Raw genomic sequence first — 25685 nt, forward strand, 5'->3', positions numbered from 1 at the left:
TCTGGCAATAACCGGTCTTCAAAGTGCAGGTAACCTGTGGCGAGGGAGCTTGCTCCCGCTGAGTCGCGCAGCGGCTCCAGGCTCCCTTGTCACAGGGGGGGTTAGAACACAAACCGTCCATCAAACAGCGGCTTATCATCCAGCGCCAACACGCCATTGGAGAAGATCAGATCCAGATGATGGCTACCCTTCGCTCCCCCCCCCAACCCCAGATGCAGCCCGCAATGGCGTTCCTCAAATCCGGCATTGCGCGCATACAACGCCTTGATCCCTTCATTGGTGCCGATCCCCAGCTCCTCGATCCGCCGATTCGACGGATTGGCGTCCAGGTACTTGTTGAAATCGTGTTCCAGTCCCGGCACTTCAGTCGCAATTCTGCCGATGGTCGAGTTCTCGATCCATAACTCCAGCGGTGACGCCAATACTCCATATTTGCGCGCAAACGGAATAGTACTGAGAAATGTCCCCATGAACTTAACCCGGCCATTAATGGCTTCGCTGTGGGTGGCAATTTCACCGGGTGCCAGATCAAAGTTGCCGACACCATTGATGTCAGTCCACTTCTTGATACTGCTCAATGGTGTTTCAAACCAGGAGCCGTGGTCATCCTTGAAACTTAACGTTGTTGCGTGGGACATGCGCTGGATCAAATGGCTGTTCAGTCCGGCAATGCGCTGCGGGGTGACACTGAACGTGTCGTAGAAGTATTCACCGTAATCCTTGAACAGCAGAGACTTCCTCCAGTTCTCGGCCATCACGCCTTGCAGGGCGCGGACAAAGTCCGGGCCGTCGGGGCGTGGATTCGGCAGGGTGGAGGAGTCGTAGAAAAAAATGTACAGATCGCTGTCGATAATGGCCTGGGCCAGCAAATCCGCGGGTTCGAGATCCAGTCGCAGCGAGCTGAAGCGAAATGGCTGGCTGTCGGATGCCTGTTCGGCAATGGCGCCGGTCAGTGCTGCGTAATCAGCGGTGTGGCCCAGCAAGACCTTCGCCGGATTGAGGCTGGCAAGGGCCGGGTGATGTTCGAGGTAGTAAAGGAAATGCGAAATGGCGCGTGGCTTATCCATGTAGTCCTCCCTGACAAACCGAAAGTGGCAGGCACAACCGGCCGGACCGTGCCTGCCGGGATGACTTACAGAGGCCACATCGCCGTGCCGAACGGAACTACCGCGTCGGCTTGCATCATTTCAACGGCGGCTTCATGGGTCGGTGCTTCAAACCAATCGTCCAGTTGCAGTTCAGTTTCCAGGTCTTTTTCCATTGCTTGCATGGTGAATCTCCTAGATGACTTTTGAGTAAGAACAACTTGCCAGTCGAGGCGGCTCGGCAAGTCGCTGAAAACCTAGTTCACCGGTTTTTGAAACGCAAAAAAATAATTAAATAAGATTTAATTGAACTTTTTGTTCTGTTTTTTAAATAGAAATTTATTAATAGAAAACAAAAAACTAAGCAGGCTTTTTCCTTAGGAAGCTTCCTATCGTCAATTTGCAGTCGTCCTACAGTTATGTCTGATTTGGCAAAGTTTCGTTACGGCATGTAAAGGAATGCTGACGAAATTGCGCGCTGAATCCCATGGATTCGCGTCTTCGGGATAGGTGTAAGGAAAACCTGCCGCCAGCACGCCGATTGATCCCCGCAAAAGGCTCTGGCGCGCTTGTTTCAGCGGCGCTGGAAGGGTGAGATGCGCGCCATGCCTGTCGTGCAGGTGCATAACAAGAAGGAGGCGCAATGTACGCCGTGACTGATCTCCATCTCTTCCCGTGGGACGGTTTTTCCATCGTTCACGCCCATGACCCGCAAAGGTCTGACTCATTTTTTGCAGCCGCCCGAGACCCTCGAGGCGGACACAGGCAATCCCGGCAACCGACACGCTGATCCAGCGGGTCTGGCAGCAGGGGGTTGGCGGTGTACAATGCGCCGCGTTTTACCTGTGACCTCCTGCGCAGCTGCGCAAACCTCAAGGCTATCCGCCTTGTTCACTCCGCCACGTCACGAGCGTGTCGGGTTCGATTTCGTCACAGATAAAAACAAACAGGTGACGCATGACCGTTGTAAATACGCTGAACTCCTGGTGCCTGCGCTGGGGTTTGATCGGCGCTGCTTAAAGTTGCAACCGAGCAGCAACGTCTACTGAACATCATCAAACCTTGCGTGAGACCCTTTTCATGAGTGGACAAAACTCGCATTCAGGCGAGCTGAAACGCGGCCTGAAGAATCGTCATATTCAACTGATCGCCCTCGGTGGCGCGATTGGTACCGGCCTGTTCCTCGGCTCGGCCGGTGTACTCAAATCCGCTGGCCCGTCGATGATCCTCGGCTACGCCATCTGCGGCTTCATTGCCTTCATGATCATGCGCCAGCTCGGCGAAATGATCGTCGAAGAGCCGGTGGCCGGTTCCTTCAGCCATTTTGCGCACAAATACTGGGGTGGTTTCGCCGGTTTCCTGTCGGGCTGGAACTGCTGGATTCTGTACATTCTGGTGGGCATGTCAGAGCTGACTGCGGTCGGCAAGTACATTCACTACTGGGCACCGGAGATCCCGACCTGGGTTTCGGCTGCCGGATTCTTCGTCCTGATCAACCTGATCAACCTGGCCAACGTCAAAGTCTTTGGTGAGGCGGAGTTCTGGTTCGCGATCATCAAGGTGGTGGCGATCGTCGGCATGATTGCCCTGGGCAGCTACTTGCTGGTCAGCGGTCACGGCGGTCCGGAAGCCTCGGTGACCAACCTGTGGTCCCACGGCGGTTTCTTCCCGAACGGCGTCAGCGGTCTGGTGATGGCCATGGCGATCATCATGTTCAGCTTCGGCGGCCTGGAAATGCTCGGTTTCACCGCAGCGGAAGCCGACAAGCCGAAAACCGTGATTCCGAAAGCGATTAACCAGGTGATCTACCGGATCCTGATTTTCTACATCGGTGCGCTGGTCATTCTGCTGTCGCTGACGCCTTGGGACAGTCTGCTGGCGACCCTGAACGCGTCCGGTGATTCCTATAGCGGCAGCCCGTTCGTGCAAGTGTTCTCGATGCTCGGCAGCAACACCGCGGCGCACATCCTCAACTTTGTGGTCCTGACTGCGGCGCTGTCGGTGTACAACAGCGGCACCTATTGCAACAGCCGCATGTTGCTGGGCATGGCCGAGCAAGGCGATGCGCCGAAAGCCCTGGCGAAAATCGACAAGCGCGGCGTGCCGGTGCGTTCGATCCTTGCCTCGGCTGCCGTGACGCTGATTGCAGTGCTGCTGAACTACCTGATCCCGCAAAATGCGCTGGAGCTGTTGATGTCGCTGGTGGTGGCCACGTTGGTCATCAACTGGGCGATGATCAGCTATTCGCACTTCAAGTTCCGCCAGCACATGAACAGGACCAGGCAAACGCCGCTGTTCAAGGCCCTGTGGTACCCGTACGGGAACTACATCTGCCTGGCGTTCGTGGTGTTCATCCTCGGCGTGATGCTGTTGATCCCGGGCATTCAGATCTCGGTGTATGCGATTCCGGTGTGGGTTGCGTTCATGTGGGTTTGCTACGGCATCAAGAACAAGCGCAGTGCCCAGCATGCGTTGCAGGCTGCAGTGAAATAGCGCAGCGCGCAGAAACGACAAACCCGGCCATGTGCCGGGTTTGTCTTTTTCGGCCTACACAAAGCCCTGTGGGAGCGCGTTCTTGCCATTCATTCGCGGTATCCTGAAAGACCTCAACCCGGACGCTTTTCCATGCTGGTGATTTCCAACAACGTGCATCTGCCGGATGCCGAGATCGAATTGACAGCCATTCGCGCCCAGGGCGCCGGTGGGCAGAACGTCAACAAGGTCTCCAGCGCTGTGCACTTGCGCTTCGACATCCCGGCCTCGTCCTTGCCCGAGTTCTACAAGGAACGGCTGCTGGCGCTGCGGGACAGTCGCATCACCAGCGAAGGGGTGTTGATCATCAAGGCTCAGCAATACCGGACGCAGGAAGCCAATCGCGCCGATGCGCTGGAGCGGCTGATCGAGTTGATCCTCAGCGCCACCAAGGTCGAAAAGAAACGTCGTCCGACCAAACCGACCCTGGGCTCGAAAAAGCGTCGGCTCGAATCCAAGACCAAGCGCGGCAGTATCAAGGCCGGGCGCGGCAAGGTCGATTTCTAGCGCGCTGCTCTTTCTTCGCGGTGCTTTTCATTAAGGTGCTTGGGGGCTTGCCGGTACAAGTAAACACTCAGGGCCAAACCGCTCAGGGCGGCGAGTGCGGCGAAAAGGAAGATCGAGGCAAAGCCGAAATCTGCCGCAATCGCACCCGCCAACGGCCCGGTAATCCCCAGTGACAAATCAATGAACAGCGAATACGCCCCGACCGCCGCACCACGGCTCGACGCTGGCACCAGATTGACCGCTTCCACCCCGAGTGCGGGGAACACCAGCGAAAAACCAAAGCCACTCAGCGCCGCACCCGCCAGTGCCCAATGCGCATCCGGCGCCAGCCACAGGAGCAACAGCCCCAGGGTTTCCACCGACAGGCAGGCAATCGCCACGCGAAACCCGCCGAGACGGTTGATCAGGTTGCCGAACAGCAGTCGCGCGCCGATGAAACTGGCGCCGAACAGGCTCAGGCACAGCACCGCGTTGTCCCAGTGTTGCGTGGCGTAATACAGGGTGATGAACGTTGCGATGGTGCCGAAACCGATGGAACCCAGCGCCAGACCGCAACCATGCGGCAGCACGCGCCCCAGCACATGCATGAACGGCAGGCGCTCACCAACCACAATGGGGGCTGCGGTCTTCGGCCAGGCCAGCGCCAGGCCCAGGACGGCCAGCAACATGATGCTGACGCCCATGCTCCACAAACCCAACTGGCTCACCAACAACACCCCCAGCGGTGCACCGACGGCCAACGCGCCATAACTGGCGATGCCGTTCCAGGAGATGACTTTAGCCGTGTTCGCTGCACCGACCCGGCCGATGCCCCAGCCAATCGAACCGGAACCCACCAGGCTTTCCGCGCTGCCAAGCACCAGACGACCGATCAGCAGGCTGATCAGACTCAACACCGGCAGGCTTTGGGTCCAGGCTGAAACCAGCATGAACACACCACTCAAACCGCAACCGGCCAGGCCATACATCACCGCCAGTTTGCTGCCCTTGTTATCGATGATTTTCCCGGCGTAAGGACGGCTGAGCAGAGTGGCCAGGTATTGCACGCTGATCACCAGCCCCGCGACCACCGCGCCGAAGCCGAGTTCGCTGTGGACGTAGCCCGGCAACACAGCCAGGGGAATGCCGATATTGAGGTAGCCGATAAAGGTAAAGAGGACGATGGAAACAACTTGCAGCGTGACCGCCAGGGGGCGCTGTTTTTCAGACATGGGTAAAGGTCCACGGGGAAAGCAGGATAGATAGGCTGCTTATGATAGCGGCGCGAGCGGCCGCGAGGCGTGGAAAAGTAAAACTATTTGCCGGATGGGGTGTTTCAGGGCTTGGCGGGAGCGACCAGTTGCGTGGTGACCAAGGCGGCCAGGGCATTTTCTTCGCTGCCGAATCGGGCGAGCAACGCCGCTTGTTTCTCGGGGGAAAGGCGATTCCAGATCTCGATCATCTTCTCGGCGGTGCCGATCAGGACGCTGGCCTGGGTCTCACTGAAGTCATCGGTCATGGTTGTGCAACTCAAGGGTTCAGGCGGTGTGGAAAGCGCATGTTAGCGCTTTCCACACGGTCTGGCATTGCGGGTGTTTCAGTCTTCGCTGTCGGCCTGGCGGCGTTCAGTGGCTTCTTTCGGCTCGGGCTGTTGGGCACCGGCTTGCTGCGGGGTTGTCTGCTCAGTTTCGTGCAGGCTTGGGAAGGGGAGATTAGGGATCTCGTGCATGTTTCGCGCTCCTCGCAAAGTCTGTTGATAGATCTGGTAGATCCGCGCTTTTAAAAAGCCTGGGCAGGATACAGCAGCAGAAATGACAAATAGACTTTTATATCCATTTGTTGCGACGGGTGGGATTGTCTAGACAGGTGTGGACCAGATTCGCGAAACCAATGTGGCGAGGGAGCTTGCCCCCGCTCGAACGCTCAGCGGTCGCAAGGAATGCAAACGCGGTTCATCGGTAAAAACTCATTGCCTGCATGGGGCCGCTTCGCAGCCCAGCGGGAGCAAGCTCCCTCGCCACAGGGGAGCCGGCCATTGTTTCACATTACTTGCAGACGTCGGCGATAGCCTCAGCCAGCAGATCCAGACGCGTCGCATCAATCCCCGCCACGTTCGCCCGGCCGTTACCGACCATGTAAACGCTGTGATGATCGCGCAGCTGTTTAACCTGATCCGGCGACAGGCCGGTGTAGGAAAACATCCCGCGTTGCACACCAATATGCGCAAAACGCTCACGCAAACCATGCGGCTCCAGCGCTTCAACCAGACCGCTGCGCAGTTGCGCGATACGCAAGCGCATGGCTTCCACTTCATCGGCCCACAGGCTTTTCAGCTCCGGATCGCCAAGAATCGTCGCCACTACGGCAGCGCCATGATCCGGCGGCGTCGACCACAGGTTGCGGGCGATGTTGGCCAGTTGGCTGCGAATATCCACCAGTTTTTCAGCGGTTTTCGCGCAAACTATCAGCGCCCCCGTGCGATCCCGGTACAGCCCGAAGTTCTTCGAGCAGGAACTGGTGATCAGTACTTCCGGCAACTCGGCAGCAAACAAACGGGTCGACCACGCATCCTGTTCCAATCCATCGCCGAAGCCCTGGTAGGCGAAGTCGATCAGCGGCACCAGATCACGATCGCGCACCACGTCCAGCACCCGGCGCCAGTCGTCATGGGACAGATCGAACCCGGTCGGGTTGTGGCAGCAGGCGTGCAACAAAACCACATCGCCTTTCGGCGCGTCATTGAGCACCGCCAGCATCGCTTCAACATCGAGGCGGTTATCGCTGCCGACATAAGGGTAATGATTAACCTTGACCCCGGCCGTGGCGAAAATGGTTTCGTGAATTGGCCAGGTCGGGTTGCTCAGCCACACGCCGCGCCCCGGCAGGCACTGGGCGATGAAATCCGCGCTCAAGCGCAACGCGCCGGTGCCCCCCGGCGTCTGGGTAACGCCGGCCCGTTGTTCGGCGATCAGTGCAGAGTCAGCGCCGAGCACCAACTCATTGATGACCTTGCCGAATGCCGGTTCGCCGTGACCGCCGATGTAAGTCTTGGTGGTCTGGCGATCCACCAGGCGCTGCTCGGCGAGCTTCACGGCCTGGGGAATCGGCGTCAGGCCGAAGGCGTCCTTGTAGACGCCCACGCCAAGGTCGAATTTGCGCGGGTTCGGGTCCTGCGCATAGGCCTCCATCAGGCCGAGAATCGGGTCGCCGGGTACTCGACCTATGGCGTCGAAATGCATTATTTGCGGCCCTCGGCGTCCTTGGCCACTTCGTCAGTGCGCGCGGCCATGATGAAATCGTTGCGGTGCAGGCCCTTGATGGAGTGGCTCCACCAGGTCACGGTGACTTTGCCCCACTCGGTCAGCAGGCCCGGGTGGTGACCTTCGGCCTCGGAGATTTCCCCGACCGCGTTGGTGAACGCCAGGGCGTGCTTGAAGTTCTTGAACAGGAAAACCTTTTCCAGCTGCATGATGCTGTCGCGAACTTCGATGTTCCAGTCAGGGATCTGCTTGATCAATACCGGCAGTTCTTCGTCGCTGACCTGGGGGGCGTCGGCGCGGCAGGCTTCGCAATGGGCTTGGTTCAATGTGGACATGGTGTGTTCCTGAAATCGAATGATTGGAAATCGGCCGTCAGTGTCACCACGCTAAACCAAAGCGTGGGTTCCTGACAGGCTCACTTGATTCTAAAAGCTACGGATCACGCGGCTTTTGGTTTGGGCGGAAATTTCGGGGCGTGCAAGCCCAGCTGCATGCCTTGCTTGACCATGCCCATGATGTCTTCGTGGGCAAGATCGAATAGGCGCTTGAGGTTCGGCAGGACAAAGTACAGCGGTTGCAGGATGTCGATGCGATACGGCGTACGCATGCATTCCAGTGGATCGAACGGCTGATGCTCAGGTTCGTCCGACAGGCAGTAAACGGTTTCTTTCGGCGAGGAGAGAATGCCGCCGCCATAGATGCGTTGGCCTTGCGGGGTATCGACCAGGCCGAACTCGATGGTCATCCAGTACAGACGCGCCAGGTAAACGCGTTCTTCCTTGGACGCCTGCAGGCCGAGTTTGCCGTAGGTGTGGGTGAATTCGGCGAACCAGGGGTTGGTCAGCAGCGGACAATGACCAAAAATCTCGTGGAAAATGTCCGGCTCTTGCAGGTAATCCAGCTCCTCACGGGTACGAATAAACGTCGCCACCGGGAACTGCTTGTTCGCCAGCAATTCGAAAAAGGTCTGGAACGGAATCAGTGCGGGAACCCGGGCAACTTGCCAGCCGGTGGTTTCGCCAAGGACCTTGTTGATCTCACCGAGTTGCGGAATGCGGTCGTGGGGCAGACCGAGTTTTTCGATACCGTCCAGGTATTCCTGGCACGCACGCCCTTCGATCACTTTCAGTTGGCGAGTGATCAGCGTGTTCCACACCGCGTGTTCTTCGGCGGGGTAGTCGATAAAACCTTGCGCATCGGGCTCGCGAGCCACGTATTGCGTCTGCTTCATGCTGCTCTCCTGCTAGGGGATTTCGTTCTTGTTATGTCCTGCCATGGACCTAGAAATACCCCAGGAATTTCGATGTGGCAGCCCATGAACGCCATAGCGCGTAGGAAAATTCGTCGAATTTCGTAAAGTTTTCGTTACGGAAAGGCCGGTATGGCGCAGCGCTTGAGATTTTCGGGTTTGAAAAGGCTCACAGGTGTCACATAATCTTGACGACTAAGTTGGCCCCTGCGCAGAAAAATTCCCGCAATGGGCCTCGATCACTCACGTTTCGGGCCTTTATATGCGTATCAAAGTCCACTGCCAGAACCGCATCGGCATCCTGCGCGACATTCTCAACCTGCTGGTCGAGTACGGGATCAACGTCGCTCGCGGCGAGGTCGGTGGCGAACATGGCAACGCGATCTACTTGCATTGCCCGAACCTGATCAACATTCAGTTCCAGGCGCTTCGTCCGAAATTCGAGTCGATTGCCGGTGTCTTTGGCGTCAAGCGCGTAGGACTGATGCCCAGCGAGCGTCGGCATATGGAACTCAATGCGTTGCTCGGCGCCCTGGAGTTTCCGGTGCTATCGATCGACATGGGCGGTTCGATCGTCGCAGCCAACCGTGCAGCGGCGCAGTTGCTCGGGGTGAGGGTGGATGAGGTGCCGGGGATTCCGTTATCGCGGTACGCCGAGGATTTCGATTTGCCGGAGCTGGTGCGCGCCAACAAATCGCGGATCAATGGGCTGCGGGTCAAGGTCAAGGGCGATGTATTTCTGGCCGACATCGCGCCGCTGCAATCGGAACATGACGACAGCGAAGCCATGGCCGGCGCGGTGTTGACGCTGCATCGTGCCGACCGGGTAGGGGAGCGCATCTACAACGTGCGCAAACAGGAACTGCGCGGGTTCGACAGTATTTTCCAGAGTTCAAAAGTGATGGCCGCCGTGGTTCGCGAAGCACGACGCATGGCGCCACTGGACGCGCCGCTATTGATAGAAGGCGAAACCGGCACCGGTAAAGAATTGCTGGCGCGGGCCTGTCACCTGGCCAGTCCACGGGGGCAGTCGCCGTTGATGGCGCTCAACTGCGCCGGTCTGCCGGAGTCGATGGCCGAGACCGAGTTGTTCGGCTACGGTCCCGGTGCATTCGAAGGGGCGCGGGCCGAAGGCAAGCTGGGGTTGCTGGAGCTGACGGCGGGGGGAACGCTGTTTCTCGATGGCGTGGGGGAAATGAGCCCGCGCTTGCAGGTGAAATTGCTGCGCTTCCTGCAGGACGGTTGCTTCCGCCGCGTAGGCAGTGATGAAGAGGTTTACCTGGATGTGCGAGTGATCTGCGCGACTCAGGTCGATCTGTCGGAGTTGTGCGCGCGAGGCGAGTTTCGCCAGGATTTGTATCACCGCTTGAACGTACTGTCGCTGCACATCCCGCCGCTGCGCGAATGCCTGGATGGTTTGACGCCGCTGGTGGAGCATTTCCTTGATCAAGCCAGTCGGCAAATCGGTTGCCCGCTGCCGAAACTGGCGCCGGCGGCCATGGACCGGCTCAGTCATTATCATTGGCCGGGCAATGTCCGGCAGTTGGAAAACGTGTTGTTCCAGGCGGTTTCGTTGTGCGAAGGCGGGACGGTCAAGGCTGAACATATTCGACTGCCAGACTATGGCGTGCGTCAGCCGCTTGGCGATTTTTCACTCGAAGGCGGACTGGATGCAATTGTCGGGCGCTTTGAAAAAGCGGTGCTGGAGCGTTTGTATTCCGAGCATCCGAGCAGTCGGCAGCTGGGCAAGCGGTTGGGGGTTTCGCATACCACCATTGCCAACAAGTTGCGTGAGTATGAGGTGGGTAAAGAGCCTGGCGCCTGAGCAGAGACCGTCAGCTCTTTGTGACGAGGGAGCTTGCTCCCGCTGGGCTGCGCAGCAGCCCCAAAAGAACGGCCGAGGTCTGACAGGCAGATAGTGCCGAGGGTTTTGCGGCCGCCGCGCGTCCGAGCCGGAGCAAGCTCCCTCGCCACAGGGTGAGTGCATCAGAAAGGCCGACCCTTGCCACTTACCGGCATAACACCGCCGGTTTTTCGTCTTCGACACAATCCCCCCATTCCCCTCTGAACCCCTCAAGTCCTTTGTTTGCCGGGCCCCGCGCCGCCAGAAAAAAGTTGGTCTGCAAATTGCTTATGGCTCAGCAGTACAGCGGTGGGCGGCAAACGTCCGGCATGCAGAGGAAAGAGTGTGGACAAGTACCTTTATGTGGCAATGACCGGCGCCAGCCAGAATGCACTGGCGCAGAAGGCTCATGCGAACAACCTGGCGAACATCTCCACCAACGGTTTCCAGAAAGACCTGGAGCAGGCGCGTTCGATGCCGGTGTTCGGTGACAGCTTTCCGGCGCGAGCATTTGCCATGTCCGAACGTCCGGCCACCGACTTCTCTGCGGGCGCCCTGGTGGAAACCGGTCGCGACCTCGACGTCGCGGTGCAGGGCAATGGCTGGATCGCCGTGCAGAACCCGGACGGCGGCGAAAGCTACGTGCGCACCGGCAGCCTGAACGTTGACGCCCTCGGCGTATTGCGCGCCGGCAACGGCATGCCGGTGTTGGGCAACGGCGGACCGATTTCCGTGCCGCCCGAGCAGCAGATCGAAGTCGGCGAGGACGGCACCGTCAGCATTCGCGCGATGGGTGAAGGCCCTCGCGTGATGGCCGAAGTCGACCGCATCAAGCTGGTCAATCCGGATTTCAAGAACATGACCAAGGGCCTGGACGGTTCGATCCACACCAAGGACGGTCAGCCGGCGCAAGCCGATGCCAACGTCAAACTGGTGTCCGGGTTCCTGGAGTCGAGCAACGTCAATGCCGTGGAAGAGATGACGTCTGTTCTGGCCCTGGCCAAGCAATTCGAATTGCACATCAAGATGATGAACACCGCCAAAGACGACGACCAGGCCATGGCTCGGGTCTTGCAGATCAGCTAATTATCAGAACGTCGCGCCGTAAAACAGGCGCACGAGGAGAATCGAATGCTTCCGGCTCTATGGGTTGCCAAAACAGGTCTGTCCGCCCAGGACACCAACCTGACCACCATTTCCAACAACCTGGCCAACGTGTCGACCACGGGCTTCAAACGTGACCGTGCCGAGTTCCAGGACTTGCTGTACCAGATCAAACGCCAGCCAGGCGCCCAGTCGACCCAGGACAGCGAACTGCCGTCGGGCCTGCAATTGGGTACCGGTGTGCGCATCGTCGGCACCCAGAAAAACTTCAACGCCGGTAGCCTGCAAACCACCGAGCAGCCGTTGGACATGGCCATCGACGGTCGCGGTTTCTTCCAGATCCTGCAGCCGGACGGCACCACTTCCTACACCCGTGACGGCACCTTCCACCTCGATTCCAACGGCCAGATCGTCAATGCCAGCGGTTTCGCCCTGGAGCCGGCCATTGTCATTCCGAACGACGCACAGACCTTCACGGTCGGTCGCGACGGCACCGTGTCCATCACCATTGCCGGTAACCCGGCGTCCCAGGTGATCGGCAACCTGCAGACCGCCGATTTCATCAACCCGGCCGGCCTGCAAGCGGTGGGTAACAACCTGTTCCTGGAAACCGCCGCCAGTGGCGCGCCGCAAGTCGGTACGCCAGGCCTGGCAGGTTTCGGCACCACGCTGCAGAACACCCTGGAAACGTCCAACGTCAGCACGGTTGAAGAGATGGTCAACATGATCACCACTCAGCGCGCCTACGAGATGAACTCCAAGGTGATCTCCACCGCCGACCAGATGCTCTCGTTCGTAACGCAGAATCTGTAATCAAGTCTATGAGGCGACCCTGAGGTCGCCTGCAACACCGTGAGGTAGGGTCATGAATCGCTTTGTATCTGTTCTGGCACTGAGTGGAGTCGCCGCGCTGGCGGGTTGCGTCGGTCCGACGCCCAAGCCCAATGACCCTTACTACGCCCCGGTGTTGCCGCGTACGCCGTTGCCGGCTGCCGCGAATAACGGCTCGATCTACCAGGCCGGTTTTGAACAGAACCTGTACAGCGACCGCAAGGCGTTCCGGGTCGGTGACATCATCACCATCACCCTGAACGAGAAGACCCAGGCCAGTAAGAACGCCAACTCGCAAATCGGCAAGAACAGCAAGGCCAGCATCGGTCTGTCCTCGCTGTTCGGCGCGATACCGAACACGAATAACCCGCTCAGCGACGGTGATCTGACGCTGGACGCCGGCTACAGCGGCGACCGCGCGACCAAGGGCGACAGCAAGGCCGGGCAGGGCAACAGCCTGACCGGTTCGATCACCGTGACCGTCGCCGACGTCTTGCCCAACGGCATCATTGCCGTGCGCGGCGAGAAGTGGATGACCCTCAATACGGGTGATGAGCTGGTACGGATTGCCGGCCTGGTCCGGGCCGACGACATTGCCACCGACAACACGGTTTCGTCGACCCGCATTGCCGATGCACGCATCACCTACTCGGGCACCGGTTCGTTTGCCGATGCGAGTCAGCCAGGCTGGTTCGACCGTTTCTTCCTCAGCCCGCTGTTCCCTTTCTAGGTGGCTACGTTGAATTTCAGAAGTCTCATCGTTGCGGCCCTGATGTTGTCGGCAGCCTTCAACGCTCAAGCCGAGCGGCTGAAGGACATCGCCAGTATTTCCGGCGTACGTTCCAACCAATTGATCGGCTACGGCCTGGTGGTCGGGCTTAACGGCACCGGTGACCAGACGACGCAAACCCCGTTCACCCTGCAGACCTTCAACAACATGCTCTCGCAGTTCGGCATCAAGGTGCCGCCGGGTTCGGGCAACGTGCAGCTGAAAAACGTCGCGGCGGTATCGATCAGTGCCGACTTGCCGGCCTTCGCCAAACCCGGTCAGCAGGTGGACATCACTGTTGCTTCCATTGGTAACTCCAAGAGCCTGCGGGGCGGCACCTTGCTGTTGACGCCGCTCAAGGGTATCGATGGCAACGTGTACGCGATCGCCCAGGGCAACCTGGTGGTCGGCGGTTTTGATGCTGAAGGTCGCGACGGGTCGAAGATCACCGTCAACGTTCCGTCGGCCGGTCGCATCCCCGGTGGTGCATCGGTGGAGCGTTCAGTGCCGAGCGGTTTCAACCAGGGCAACAGCCTGACCCTGAACCTCAACCGTTCCGACTTCACCACCGCCAAGCGCATCGTCGACAAGATCAACGACATGCTCGGCCCTGGCGTCGCACAGGCCATCGATGGCGGTTCGATTCGCGTCACGGCGCCACTGGATCCGAGTCAGCGGGTCGACTACCTGTCGATCCTCGAAAACCTCGAAGTCGATCCAGGCCAGGCGGTGGCGAAAGTCATCATCAACTCGCGTACTGGCACCATCGTGATCGGTCAGAACGTCAAGGTGTCCCCGGCCGCAGTCACCCACGGCAGCCTCACCGTGACCATTACCGAAGACCCGATCGTCAGCCAGCCCGGTCCTTTGTCCAATGGGCAAACGGCGGTCGTGCCGCGCTCGCGGGTCAATGCACAACAGGAAGCCAAGCCAATGTTCAAGTTCGGCCCGGGCACCACCCTCGACGAGATCGTACGTGCGGTGAACCAGGTCGGCGCGGCACCGGGTGACTTGATGGCCATCCTCGAAGCTCTGAAACAGGCCGGCGCATTGCAAGCCGACCTGATCGTGATCTGAGGACGGCGACCATGGATATGCGCAAGGGTGGTCTGGGTGTCAGCAGCAACGATTCGGGTTCCTATTCGGACCTGAACAGGCTGAACCAGCTCAAGGTCGGTGACAAGAACAGTGACGGGAACATGCGCAAGGTGGCGCAGGAATTCGAGTCGCTGTTCCTCGGTGAAATGCTCAAGTCCATGCGCAAGGCTACCGACAGCCTGGGTGAGGACAATCCGCTCAACACCCCGGCCGCCAAGCAATACCAGGAAATGTATGACCAGCAGTTGGCCGTTTCCATGTCTCGCGAGGGTGGTGGTATCGGCCTGGCGGACGTGCTGATGCGCCAGATGTCGAAGAACAAACCGATGGCGCCGGGCGAAGCAGCTGCCGCATCGGCGGCCAAGCAGGCGGCCGCGAAAGCCGCCGCAGAAACGCCGATTGCCGCCGGCACGGTTGCCACCAACGGACCGTTGTCGCGCCTCAATGGCGAGCGTCCGTTGTGGGCGTCGCGCTCGGTCCATGCACCGCAGGCAGCAGGCGACGGCACGCACCGCAATGACATGGCGCTGATCAATCAGCGACGTCTGGCGTTGCCGCCGAAACTGGCTGACCGTCTGCTGGCAGGCCTGGTGCCTTCGGCCACGACTACGGCCACGACTGTCAACAAGGCGCCATTGCCGGAGCGCACCACGCTTACCGGTTCAGGGCCGTTGTACAACGGTGATTGGCTGGCGAATGCCCAGGCCGCATCGAACGGCGGGCTGCAGATTCATGGTCGTGCCATGGCGCAAATCCCCCTGGCGCCAGCGAAGAAAGCCTTCAGCTCCGCCGACGAATTCGTCAACACCATGCTGCCGATGGCCAAGGAAGCCGCCGAGCGCATCGGGGTCGATCCGCGTTACCTCGTGGCCCAGGCGGCGCTGGAAACCGGTTGGGGCAAGTCGGTCATGCGCGCACAGGATGGCAGCAGCAGCCACAACCTGTTCGGCATCAAGGCCAGCAGCAACTGGCAGGGCAATTCGGCGCGCGCGATTACCAGCGAATTCAGAAATGGCGCGATGGTCAAGGAGACGGCCGAGTTCCGTTCCTACGACTCTTACAAGGACAGCTTCCATGACCTTGTGACTTTGCTGCAGACCAACAATCGCTATCAAGATGTCGTGAAGTCGGCCGATAACCCAGAACAGTTTGTACGCGAGTTGCAAAAGGCCGGTTATGCAACCGACCCGGACTACGCGAGCAAGATTTCGCAGATAGCCAAGCAGATGACGAGTTACCAGAACTACGCTGCGGCGGGCGTTTCCACCACGCCTTTATAGGCACAAGGATTAAGGTCGAACCATGAGTTTGCTCAATATCGGGATGTCGGGTCTGGCCGCTGGCCAATCCTCGTTGATGACCACCGGCAACAACATTGCCAACGTCGACACCGCCGGGTACTCGCGCCAGCAAACAGTGCAGGGCACCAAAGCCTCTCAGCATTTCGGTAACGTCTACATCGGCACCGGCACGACGCTGGCCGATGTGCGCCGCGTATACAACAGCTACCTCGATGCGCAGTTGCAGACCACCACTTCGCTCAACAGCGATTCGGCCGCCTACCTGAATCAGGTCACGCCGCTGGACAAGTTGCTCTCCGACACCAGCACCGGCCTGAACGGCGCACTGACCAAGTTTTTCGCCTCGGTGCAGAACGTCAACGCCAAGCCGGGTGACGATGCGTCCCGCCAGTTGCTGCTCAGCGATGCCCAGGCCTTGAGCAACCGTTTCAACTCGGTCTCCACACAGCTCAACGAACAGAATGCCAACATCAACGGCAACCTGACGAGCATGGCGGATCAGGTCAACAAGCTGGCCGCCACCGTGGCCCAGTTGAACCAGAAGATCTCCGAGATTTCCAGCTCCGGCGGCATGCCGAACGACCTGCTGGATGCGCGTAACGAAACCGTGCGCCAACTGTCGACCTTCACCGGTGCGCAAGTGGTGGAGCGTGAAGGCAGCCTCGACATTTACCTGGGCAGCGGTCAGCCGCTGGTCATAGGCAACACGTCCAGCAAACTCGAGACGGTGCCAAGCAAGGAAGACCCGGGCCGTCTGGCGCTGCAGCTCAATCGCGGCTCGAGCACCATCGACATCACGTCGATCATGACCGGCGGTGAAATCGGCGGTCTGCTGCGTTATCGCAGCACGGTGCTGGACCCGGCCATGAACGAACTGGGGCGTGTAGCGCTGGTCGTCGCCGATCAGATGAACAGCCTTCAGGCTCAGGGCATCGACAAGAACGGTGCCTTCGGTTCGAACCTGTTTACCAACATCAATTCGGCCAAGCTGGTCTCTGAACGCAGCATCGCCGCCACCAGCAACGTGGGCGCCGGCAACTTCGATGTGAGCATCAAGGACACTGGCAAGCTGACCATTAACGATTACAAGGTCACGTTCACCACCGCGACCGACTACACCGTTCAACGCCTGCCGGACAACACGCCCATGGGCACCTTCAGCACGGCACCGCCGGCAACGGCACCGGTCATCGACGGGTTTGAGTTGAAGTTCAACGCGGCGTCTGCCACGGCAGGCGACACCTTCAAGATCACTCCGACCCGCGATGCGGCGGCGAACATCAAGACCGAGATGACCGACTCCAAGCGTCTGGCCATCGCGGCACCCCTGGGCGCGGCTATTGCGGCGGGCGGCAGTGGCACATTGACGATTCCGGCCAGCGGTCAACCGACCCTGACCACCAAGTTCGACCTCTACGACGCGGCCACCACTACCGCGATGCAGAACGGCCTGAAAAACTCCACACCGACCAAAATCGTATTCGGTGACGTATCCGCCGACGGCACCAGCCAGACCTATCAGTTTCTGGATGCCAACGGTGGGGTGATCAGCAGCGGCACGATCAAGCCTGGCGAGAACAACACCCTGAACCTGAGCATTCCGCTCAAGGATGCCAGTGGTGCGCCGATCCCTGCGCCGCCTGCCGCTCAATACACTGCGAACTTCGACATGACCGTCGCCGGCTCCCCGGGCAAAGGCACCGCGATCAACGTCTCGCTCAGCCAGCCGGGCACCCTGGATAACCGCAACGGTACTGCGTTGGCCAACCTGCAGACGGCGCAAACCGTCGACACCGGTTCCGCCAGCAAGGGCATTTCCCTGACCGATGCCTACGGCAAACTGGTCGAGGGTGTCGGCGCCAAGGCTGCCCAAGGCAAGCTCGACAGCGCCGCGACCGACGCCATCCTGGCGAACGCCAAGGGCGCGCGCGACTCGCTCTCGGGTGTCGATCTCGATGAGGAAACCGGCAACCTGGTCAAGTATCAGCAGTACTACACCGCGTCCTCGCAGATCATCAAGGCTGCGCAGGAAATCTTCAGCACACTGATCAACAGTCTTTAAGGAGTCGTAGCCCATGCGCATTTCTACCGCCCAGTTTTACGAATCCTCGGCTGCCAACTATCAGAAGAACTTCTCCAATGTGGTCAAGAGCAGCGAAGAGGCCAGCAGCCTGGTTCGCGTGAACACCGCCGCCGATGATCCGGTGGGGGCCTCGCGCCTGCTGCAATTGGGGCAGCAGGCTTCGATGCTTGCGCAGTACAAGGCCAACACCGATACCATCAAGGCCACCCTGGGCCAGGCTGAATCAGTGATGAACAGCATCACCAACGTGTTGCAACGTGCCAGGGAACTGTCTATTGGTGCCAACAACGCCGGTTACACCGATGCCGACCGTCAGGCCAATGCCGCGGAACTGGGCCAGATCGAAGAACAGTTGCTTAGCCTGATGAACAGCCGGGATGAAAACGGCAAGTACATTTTCGCCGGCTCCAAGGGCGATACCGTTCCGTTCACGCGTAATTCCGATGGCACCTATACCTATAATGGCGATCAGGTGACGCTGAACCTGCCAATCGGCGACAGCATGTCGATGGCCACCAACAGCACCGGTTGGGAAGTATTCCAGCAAGCGATCAACACCAGTCGTAGTCAGGTTACCGGGTCGATGAATGACGGTCTTGTGACCTTGTCCAATGGGCAAGTGAACTCGAATGTCACGTACAACAACAAATTCCGCGGTGGCGAGCCGTATCTGATTGAGTTTGTCAGTGGGACCCAGCTGAAAATTACTGATGGCCTCGGTAATGACGTGACCAATGAAGCCACTCAGGGCGGGGTGATCACCAATGGCAAGAATCAGAACATCAGCTTTCGTGGTGTCGACCTGAGCCTGAGCTTCAACGATCCTGCTGCCCCGTTGGCCGGGCGTACGTTCACGCTGGAAGGGAAGCCGGATACCTTCAACGTTTCCCGTGGTCCAGGCAACCCGAGCCCGGTGCAGGTGACCGGCACCCGAATTACCGATCAGACTGCTTACAATGCCAGTTTCCCGAATGGCTCGGCGGTGCTGAAATTCACCAGCGCAACCACGTTCGATTTGTACGCAGCCCCGATTACTGCCGACAGCAAGCCCGTCTCCGGCGGCACGCTGGTGGGCAATACCGCGACCGCATCCGGTGTGGAATTCACACTGAACGACACGGTGGCCGATCCTCTGCAAACGGGCGACCAGTTCAACGTGGCGGTCAACACCCACGAGACCCAGAACATTCTGGATACCGTAAGTCAGTTAAAAACCGCACTCAACACACCAACGAACGGTGATGTCGTCGCAACCCAGAAGCAACAAGCGGCGATGTTGTCAGGCATGGGGAACCTTGCCAGCGGTATCGATCAGTTGGCTGTCGGAATCAGTTCTATCGGTGGTCGTGGTGCCGCTCTGGACACCCAGAGTGAGTCCAACGTAGCCTTGGTGCTGGCAAACAATCAGACGCAATCAACCATCCGTGATTCGGATCCTGCGGAGGTCATGACGCGGCTGACTTTGCAGCAAAACATGCTGCAGGCCTCTCAACTGGCGTTCAGCAAAATCGCTTCGCTCGGACTGTTCAATCGGCTCTGATAGAACCTCCTCGCTGCATCAACCCAGGTGACGGCCGGTCGTCACCTGGCGTCCTTTCCAGGTTTACCCAATGAACGAACCGCTTCTTGTCAGCATCGCTATTCCTGCCTTCAATCCTGAGTTTTTCCGCGGCACCTTACTCAGCGCAATCAATCAGGATCATCCGTGCCTGGAAGTCGTCATCTGCGATGACAGCTCCGGTCCGGAGATTGAGGCGATCTGCGAAGAGCTGGGCAAGGCATCGTCGGTAACCCTGCGATATGTGCGCAATCACCAGCGCTTGGGCTTTGCCCGCAACCTGTTAGCCTGTTTGAGTCACGCGTCAGGCGAGATGATCAAGTTCCTTTGCGACGATGACATCCTAGTTCAGTCGTGCGTCAGTCGGCAGGTCAAGGTGCTGCACGAAAATGAAGAGGTCAGCATCGTGATCGGCCAGCGGTTGCTCTGCGATGCTGACGACATACTGCTTCCTTCTCGTTTTCTCAATTGCTTGATCTCGCCGACGAGTGCAGTGCTCCATGGCACCGACTTGCTGGCGTGTGTCGCCGATAATACGGTCAACCTTTTTGGCGGTATCAGTCATGCCCTGTTCCGTCGTGCTCAGGTCGAGGAATACCTTGAGGCGCTTGTGCAGGATGGGCAGGGTTTTGTCGCACGCCTGGACATGGCTCTGTACATTTGTTTGCTGCGTCGCGGACATCTCGCCAGTCTTGACCAACTCTTGAGCTTTGAGCGCATTCATGCGGGCAGGCTCAGCCATCAGGTGGCAATGACTGAAGCGGTTGCCGCTGAGAGTGAGTGGCTGCTGCAGATGCTGGCCGCACGCACCAGTGAAAAGGCACCGGCCGACGGCTATGTTCGTTATCTGCCCTTGGCTTCTTATTTCGGTGGTGCTGACCCGGCGTGGGAAGAACTGGATGTTCGAAACTTCCTGACCAAACAGATCGCGACCTTCAACCAGCAGGTGGGTACGAACAGCGTTGATTTCGCTGAGTTGTATGGCGAATGGCTGGAGTGCCGCAGTTTGTCTGAGGGGCAGCTACGGCTGCTACCCAAACGGATCCAACAGTGGCCCTGCCAGCCACGCATCATGCCGGTGGTGTTTTGTAGCGAGGGCGACGAGTTTGGCCTTCGCGTGACCTTGGATAGCCTGGCTGCACAGTCGTATGCTGCCAGCCGTATTCTGTTGCTAGGCCCCGGCAATTCGACGCCCCCGACCATTGCTGGGGTTCAATATCAGGTCCGCCAGGGCGACGGATTCAAGCAGGTTAATACGTTATTGGCGAATGACGGTCAGGTGGACTGGATACTCCTGCTGCAGGCAGGTGATCGTCTACACCCCCATGCATTGGTCATAATGGCCGAGCGCATGGCATTGCGTGCGCACGCCTTATGCCTGTACAGCGATGAAGGGACGCATGATGGGCGAGCGTCCTCCCAGCCGATCTTCAAGCCGGATTTCAACCTTGATCTGATGCGTAGCTTGCCCTATGTCGGGCGTCAGTTGGCGTTCAAATGTGAGGCGTTATCTGCGATAGGCGGGTTTGACGAACAGTATGCGGGCCTGGCCCCGCACGACGTGCTCTGGCGTTTGGTCGAAACCCACGGTTTACATGTGGTCGAGCACGTACCTGAAGTGCTCGTACAGAGTCAGTACAGTTACGCCGACTGGATACGTGAACCATCCATTCAGGCGCATGCCGCACCTGTGGTGCGCGCGCACCTCCAGCGTCTGGGGGTATCGGCTCAGGTGGACAGTTACCCTGATAGTCCGATGACCCGGGTGGGCTACCGGTATGAACAACCGGCCAGTGTGTCGATTCTGATACCGGCCTCAGCCGACCTGCTCACATTGCGGCATTGTGTAGAGTCTCTGTTCGAGCATACCCATTATGGTTCGTATGAAGTCCTTCTGATCGCCAGCGGTGATGAGTCTGCCGAGGTGCAGGGCTGGTTGACGGCGATGGAAGGGCTAGGTGGTGATCAGTTGCGGGTCGTTCGCGTTCAATCCCGATCTCGAGCAGAGAGCCTGAATCAAGCCAGTGAGCTGGCACGGGGCGATTATCTTTTGCTGCTGGATGCAGAGTGTGCACTGTTCGACGGGCAGTGGCTTAACGAACTCATGCTCCAGGCTCAGCGTCCGGAAGTCGGAGTCGTCGGGCCCAAGCTGTTCGGCCGTGATGGGAAGGTCGCTTCGTGTGCTTTGGTATTGGGTCTCAGGGGGCTGGCAGGTAATCCATTCTTGGGTTGTGCCGATAGCAGTTATCTCGACCGTCTGCGCGTGGTGCAGAATTGGAGCGCCTTGAGTCTGGATTGCCTTTTGGTACGGCGGGCATTGTTCCGTGAGTTGCAAGGGCTGGACACCGATTCGTTGCGAAAAAACTGGTTCGATGCCGACCTGTGTCTACGCGCACGCGAGCTCGGTTACCTGATCGTTTGGACGCCATTTTCGAAAGTGGCGCGATTGGGCGTGGCAAGCGATTCTTCGGACGTCGATCAGGAGGCCGACGAGCAGGCGTTCTATCAGCGGTGGCTGCCCAGCGTCGCTTGCGACCCCAACTACAATCGGAACCTGAGCCTGACCCAGGGAAGCTTCAATCTTGAACCCGGGTTGCGTAATGGCTGGGATCCTTTCATTGATCGCGCGATGCCTTCAGTGCTGGCGTTGCCATTCAATGCATCGGGTGTCGGTCATTACCGTGTCATCCAGCCATTCACTGAGTTGGAGCGCGCCGGCTGGATTCAGGGGCGGCTCAGTTTCAGTATGCCGAAACCCGTCGAAGCGGAACGTGAAAAACCGGATGTGATTATCATCCAGCTACGCTATGCGAACGAAAGCAGCAAGGAAATCGCGCGGCTCAAGCAGTTTTCCAATGCCCGGCGAATCTTTGAGATCGATGACTACATCATTGATCCCCCGAAAAAGAACGACCATGTCCGAAACTGGCCTAGTAACACAGGGCAAAAACTCAGCCAGGCCATTGGTCTGTGTGATCGGCTAGTCGTTTCCACCGAGCCATTGGCCGATGCGCTGTCGCACATGCATCAGGATATTCGTGTGGTACCCAACATGCTGGCGGCATCGCTGTGGGCTGGGCTGAACAGCGAGCGCCAGACGAGCATCAAGCCGAGGGTAGGGTGGGCTGGCGGTACCAGCCACCGTGGTGATCTGGAACTGATGCTGGAGGTCGTCCAGCGCCTGGCTGATGAAGTCGACTGGATATTCTTCGGCATGTGCCCCGAAATTTTGCGTCCCTACGTGAAAGAGTTCCACAAAGCGGTACAGCTGGCTCAGTACCCGCAGAAGTTGGCCAGCCTCAACCTTGATTTGGCCCTGGCCCCGCTCGAGCAGAACCTGTTCAACGATTGCAAGAGCAACCTGCGTCTGCTGGAGTATGGCGTGTGTGGCTATCCTGTGATTTGTACCGATACCAAGGCTTATGCGGGATACCTGCCTTGTACGCGGGTGCGCGAAAACTCGACTGAACAGTGGTTGGATGCGATTCGCATGCACTTGTCGGATCCTCAGGCCAGCTACCGTCAAGGCGATGCCCTGCGGGAAGTCGTGTTACGAGACTATTTGCTTACACCGCGACATCTGCAGCACTGGGCGAATGCCTGGCTGGCGGACTGAATCCTGGCGCTCGGCCACGCCGGGCGCTGAACCCATTATTTGAAACAGGTACGCTATGAACGCAATCGCAACCGGGTCGCGCAATGATGTCACGGTCGTTCTGCTTGGACATGAGCAGGTAGACCACCGGGCACGGGCACAGCACTTCTACCAGCAGGTCGATATTTCTTGTCTGCCGTTGGAGTCATTACACGCCAGCAGCAGTGCGTTGTGCAGCCAGCGGCTGGCTCAGGCGCTGGAACAGGTGACAACGCCATTGGTGGTGTTGGTGCTGGACTCCGACTTCATTTTGCCCGCAGCCCTGGACAACGCTGCCGTTCGTTTGCAGGCTGCCTCGCAGTCCATTGGGGCTCAGGGTTATGCACTGGCTTATGCGGTAGGCAATGGGCAAGTGGCTTATCACAAAGTCGGCTCTGTCCTGGCGCCCTTGTCCGAAGAGAGCGCCACTGCTCGTTTAGGTCAGTACGCTGAAGCGGCTCAACCCGCCTGGCGAGCGGTATTGCGAGTCGAGGCCTTGCAGAGCGCACTGGCGCTGTTGCCAGATCAACTGGATTTTTCCGGTTGGCGTGTAGCGTTGTCCTATGCACTGCTGGCGCAAGGTGGGATCGAATCCATCGAGCAGACGGATGTAGTCTCTGAGTACGAGCCTTGCACGCTGCCAATTGCGGTTCAGGAAGAACACTTCACTCAAGCCGTTCGCGCAATGCTGCAGTGGGATGCGGCCGGGTTCGGCCTGTGCAACGGTGAGGCAGGTTTTGCGCTGCTCAATCGTTTTGTCCGCAACACTTATGCCGTGCTGGAACAGCCACTTCTGTTCACTTCTTCCTGGACGAGTATTGCAGAGGGGCCAGAGCGTGTGTTCGAGCCTCATCAGTTCGTCGAGCTTCCGTACTACAACGGAGCGGTGTTCGATTACTTGACCACGCTGGAGTTCCTCTGCCATGGCTGGCCGACGGGAGAGCAACAGTTCCAGGCTCTGGAGGGCAGTTGGGTCCGCCAGCGCGAACTTTTACTGATTCACCCCAGCGATACCCACGGAAGTCTTCAGCATCGTTACTGGCAAGCGCTGGCTCTGGGCCTGTTCAATCGTGAAGTCTGTGAGCGGTTGGCCGATTCTCTGGACAGCGAGAGTGATGCAGTTAACGCCGGCGAGATGAACGAATGGATCCAGCGTCTGGCGCAGATCCCGTCGTATGATCCGCAGCAGAGCCTTGCGGCTACGACCTCTGGCCAGATTCTTGCGACGCTGGCGGCAGCGACGCCGGATGAGGCCGCGCGTGAGCGCGTGTTGGCGCATCTGACGCGCTCGCCCGGTGATCAAATTGCCTTTGTGGTGCTCGACCTGAGCAATGATGACATATCGCTGCAGGCAACCTTCGACAGCCTGCTCGCTAGTGGTGTGCGCAATTTCAAGTTGTTGGTGCTCAAGGCAGGCAAGCCGTCGGTGATTACCACGCCGCGTGATGCCTTGCACTTCATTCAGGTCACGGAAAGCAACTGGGTCGCTCACCTGAACCAGGCGGTGCACAAGTTGCCGAGTGAATGGCTGCTGTTGATGCAGGCAGGTGAACAGTTGCTCACTGGCGGATTGCTGCACTTGTCGTTGGAACTGAGTAATGCAGCGGCCTGCCATGCCATTTGCGCCAACGAAGTGCAGCTCGATGAGCAAGGGCGCTTGAATAGCGTCGTGCGCCCAGGTGCCGATCTTGATCTGCTGCGTGGTCAGCCTGCCCTGATGTCGCGTCATTGGCTGGTACGACGTCAGGCCGTGCTCGATCTGGGAGGCTACGGCGATGCCCAGCCTCAGGCCGTAGAGCTTGACCTGCTGCTGCGTCTGGTGGAAGCGCAAGGCGTGGCCTGTCTTGCTCATCTGGATGATTACCTTGTACTCGGCGAACAATCGTCGCAGGCGTTGACTACGCAAGCCGAGGTGGTGCTGGAGCGCCACCTGAGGCAACTGGGCTATCGTGGCCACGTCAGTGACGATGGCAAATCCGGGTTGCAGATCGATTTTCGTCATGCTGCTACGCCATTGGTCAGCATCCTGGTGGCGAGCGAGGAGCGTGTTGCGCCTTTGCAGGCGTGCCTGGCCAGTGTCCTGCAGCGCACGCGCTACCCGCGTTATGAAGTGATCGTGGCTTGCTCTGGCGATAATGGCGCTGATGAAATCGGCGAGCACCATGGGTTGGGCAACCGTGTACGGGTGTTAAACGCAGAGTCTGGTGCTTCGCGAAATGACTTGCTCAATCTGGCGGCTAGTCAGGCCAAGGGCGAGTATCTGGTGCTGCTCTCGGCCGGTGGAGAGGTCATCAGTCCCGCTTGGCTCGAAGGCTTGCTCAACGAAGCCCAGCGCCCGGAAGTCGGCGTAGTGGGTGGCGCGCTGTATGGCGCTGATTCAGCCTTGGCGCATGCCGGTTATGGCCTGCTGAGTGGTCCACAGGTTGATACACCTTGGCTGGACGCCGCTGATCAGTGGCATTTGTCAGTGCGTGGTTGTGCGGCCGTTTCCGGGGATTGCTTGATGGTGCACAAGGCACTGTTCGAACAGTGCGGCGGTTTGCAGGCGCTGCCCGGGGCCGATATCGAGTTGTGCCTGCAGGCGCAGGACGCTGGCCTTGCGGTGGTATGGACACCGCAAACTCAGATCAGCGTTGCGAGTCTGTCGGCACCTGATGTCAGTGTTGCCCAGGCGCTGGCCGAACGTTGGCCGCAGGCTTTCACGAGACCGGCGACTGACGAGCGACTGAGCCCCGAGGGCGAGTTGGCCTGGACGGCGATGTTGTAACTGCCCTGGCTTGATTTGATTGGTTCAGTGCGGTCGCTCTCTGTTCAGCAGGGAGGCTGCCTCACGTTGTGATTCACTGGGTACC

General features: G+C 58.9%; 20 protein-coding genes. 12 read left to right on the forward strand and 8 right to left on the reverse strand.

Going from position 1 to position 25685, the window contains the following annotated elements; translation table 11 throughout:
* Positions 1-101 precede the first annotated feature (101 nt).
* Both ACM6I5_RS04115 and ACM6I5_RS04120 read right to left on the reverse strand, forming a co-directional pair.
* On the reverse strand, positions 102-1067 hold the full coding sequence (locus ACM6I5_RS04115) for a leucyl aminopeptidase (RefSeq protein WP_414883250.1): 966 nt from the start codon (positions 1065-1067) through the stop codon (positions 102-104).
* Between the two features lie 65 nt (positions 1068-1132).
* Positions 1133-1270, reverse strand: coding sequence for a hypothetical protein (locus ACM6I5_RS04120; protein ID WP_017337145.1), 138 nt, complete (start codon positions 1268-1270; stop codon positions 1133-1135).
* Positions 1271-2165: 895 nt separating this feature from the next.
* Here ACM6I5_RS04120 and ACM6I5_RS04125 point away from each other — a divergent pair.
* Positions 2166-3578 carry an amino acid permease gene (locus ACM6I5_RS04125; RefSeq protein ID WP_017337146.1) on the forward strand — a complete coding sequence of 471 codons (1413 nt, stop codon included), beginning with the start codon at positions 2166-2168 and terminating at the stop codon, positions 3576-3578.
* Positions 3579-3710: 132 nt separating this feature from the next.
* Positions 3711-4124: an alternative ribosome rescue aminoacyl-tRNA hydrolase ArfB gene (arfB, locus tag ACM6I5_RS04130; protein WP_017337147.1), complete on the forward strand. Its 414-nt coding sequence runs from the start codon at positions 3711-3713 to the stop codon at positions 4122-4124.
* Here arfB and ACM6I5_RS04135 read toward each other — a convergent pair.
* The 6 genes from ACM6I5_RS04135 to phhA form a co-directional block, all read right to left on the reverse strand.
* Entirely contained in the window at positions 4121-5335 is a 1215-nt protein-coding gene (locus ACM6I5_RS04135) for an MFS transporter (protein WP_414883251.1), read from the reverse strand. The two genes, arfB and ACM6I5_RS04135, sit on opposite strands and share 4 nt — an antisense overlap.
* Before the next feature lie 104 nt (positions 5336-5439).
* Positions 5440-5622 carry a hypothetical protein gene (locus ACM6I5_RS04140; RefSeq protein WP_008030471.1) on the reverse strand — a complete coding sequence of 61 codons (183 nt, stop codon included), beginning with the start codon at positions 5620-5622 and terminating at the stop codon, positions 5440-5442.
* Positions 5623-5700: 78 nt separating this feature from the next.
* Entirely contained in the window at positions 5701-5832 is a 132-nt protein-coding gene (locus tag ACM6I5_RS04145; RefSeq protein WP_017337149.1) for a hypothetical protein, read from the reverse strand.
* A 316-nt stretch (positions 5833-6148) separates the two neighbouring features.
* Complete coding sequence (locus ACM6I5_RS04150) at positions 6149-7342, reverse strand: amino acid aminotransferase (RefSeq protein ID WP_414883252.1); 1194 nt, start codon at positions 7340-7342, stop codon at positions 6149-6151.
* Positions 7342-7698 carry a 4a-hydroxytetrahydrobiopterin dehydratase gene (locus ACM6I5_RS04155; protein WP_017337151.1) on the reverse strand — a complete coding sequence of 119 codons (357 nt, stop codon included), beginning with the start codon at positions 7696-7698 and terminating at the stop codon, positions 7342-7344. Before ACM6I5_RS04155 ends, ACM6I5_RS04150 begins: the two co-directional genes overlap by 1 nt.
* Before the next feature lie 104 nt (positions 7699-7802).
* Entirely contained in the window at positions 7803-8594 is a 792-nt protein-coding gene (gene phhA / locus ACM6I5_RS04160) for a phenylalanine 4-monooxygenase (RefSeq protein WP_017337152.1), read from the reverse strand.
* Between the two features lie 280 nt (positions 8595-8874).
* Between phhA and ACM6I5_RS04165 the strand changes: the two genes are divergently transcribed.
* From ACM6I5_RS04165 to ACM6I5_RS04210, 10 genes are all read left to right on the forward strand, one after another.
* Entirely contained in the window at positions 8875-10437 is a 1563-nt protein-coding gene (locus ACM6I5_RS04165) for a sigma-54-dependent phenylalanine hydroxylase transcriptional regulator PhhR (RefSeq protein ID WP_017337153.1), read from the forward strand.
* Between the two features lie 363 nt (positions 10438-10800).
* Complete coding sequence (locus ACM6I5_RS04170) at positions 10801-11541, forward strand: flagellar basal body rod protein FlgF (protein ID WP_017337154.1); 741 nt, start codon at positions 10801-10803, stop codon at positions 11539-11541.
* A gap of 45 nt (positions 11542-11586) precedes the next feature.
* Positions 11587-12372 carry a flagellar basal-body rod protein FlgG gene (gene flgG / locus ACM6I5_RS04175; RefSeq protein WP_017337155.1) on the forward strand — a complete coding sequence of 262 codons (786 nt, stop codon included), beginning with the start codon at positions 11587-11589 and terminating at the stop codon, positions 12370-12372.
* Between the two features lie 52 nt (positions 12373-12424).
* Positions 12425-13120 (forward strand): flagellar basal body L-ring protein FlgH, encoded by a 696-nt coding sequence (gene flgH / locus ACM6I5_RS04180; protein WP_017337156.1) that lies wholly within the window; start codon positions 12425-12427, stop codon positions 13118-13120.
* Positions 13121-13162: 42 nt separating this feature from the next.
* Positions 13163-14236, forward strand: coding sequence for a flagellar basal body P-ring protein FlgI (locus tag ACM6I5_RS04185; RefSeq protein WP_162491078.1), 1074 nt, complete (start codon positions 13163-13165; stop codon positions 14234-14236).
* Between the two features lie 11 nt (positions 14237-14247).
* Positions 14248-15537 (forward strand): flagellar assembly peptidoglycan hydrolase FlgJ, encoded by a 1290-nt coding sequence (gene flgJ / locus ACM6I5_RS04190; protein ID WP_017337158.1) that lies wholly within the window; start codon positions 14248-14250, stop codon positions 15535-15537.
* 22 nt (positions 15538-15559) lie between these two features.
* Positions 15560-17620: a flagellar hook-associated protein FlgK gene (gene flgK, locus ACM6I5_RS04195; protein ID WP_414883253.1), complete on the forward strand. Its 2061-nt coding sequence runs from the start codon at positions 15560-15562 to the stop codon at positions 17618-17620.
* A gap of 13 nt (positions 17621-17633) precedes the next feature.
* Positions 17634-19181 carry a flagellar hook-associated protein 3 gene (locus tag ACM6I5_RS04200; RefSeq protein ID WP_414883254.1) on the forward strand — a complete coding sequence of 516 codons (1548 nt, stop codon included), beginning with the start codon at positions 17634-17636 and terminating at the stop codon, positions 19179-19181.
* A 70-nt stretch (positions 19182-19251) separates the two neighbouring features.
* Positions 19252-22815, forward strand: a complete 3564-nt coding sequence (locus tag ACM6I5_RS04205) for a glycosyltransferase (RefSeq protein ID WP_414883255.1) — start codon at positions 19252-19254, stop codon at positions 22813-22815.
* Positions 22816-22870: 55 nt separating this feature from the next.
* The gene (locus tag ACM6I5_RS04210; protein ID WP_414883256.1) at positions 22871-25600 is read left to right on the forward strand and encodes a glycosyltransferase; all 2730 of its coding nucleotides are present in this window, start codon (positions 22871-22873) and stop codon (positions 25598-25600) included.
* The last annotated feature ends 85 nt before the right edge of the window (positions 25601-25685 follow it).

The sequence above is a fragment of the Pseudomonas sp. IT-P171 genome, from assembly GCF_949767765.1.
Lineage (GTDB): Bacteria > Pseudomonadota > Gammaproteobacteria > Pseudomonadales > Pseudomonadaceae > Aquipseudomonas > Aquipseudomonas fluorescens_B.